The 308-nt window shown below is 60.7% G+C and carries 1 pseudogene; it reads left to right on the top strand.

The annotated features are described in order from the left end of the window. Positions 1–13: 13 nt before the first annotated feature. A pseudogene (locus FY112_RS28570) lies at positions 14–308 on the top strand (electron transfer flavoprotein subunit alpha/FixB family protein); the annotation flags it as partial.

Raw genomic sequence — 308 nt, 5'->3', positions numbered from 1 at the left:
AGGAGCCATCATCATGACCATTCTTCTTCTGGCTGACCACGACAATGCCAGCCTGTCCGATCAGACCGCCAAAGCGCTGACGGCAGCCGCAAAAATTGGCGGCGATATTCATGTGCTCGTCGCCGGCAAGGCTGCCAAGCCCGCTGCCGAACAAGCGGCAAAACTTGCCGGCGTCTCCAAGGTGCTGCTGGCCGAAAGCGACGAACTGGCCAACAATCTGGCCGAACCGCTGGCCGACCTGATCGTCTCGCTCTCCGCCAGCTATGACACGATCCTGTCTGCCGCCACCTCGGTCGGCAAGAATGTGC

Source organism: Rhizobium sp. PEPV16 (genome assembly GCF_008919455.1).
Taxonomy (GTDB): domain Bacteria; phylum Pseudomonadota; class Alphaproteobacteria; order Rhizobiales; family Rhizobiaceae; genus Rhizobium; species Rhizobium leguminosarum_Q.
The sequence above is the reverse complement of the archived record's forward strand: the minus strand, read 5'-3'. Positions and strand labels throughout refer to the sequence as shown.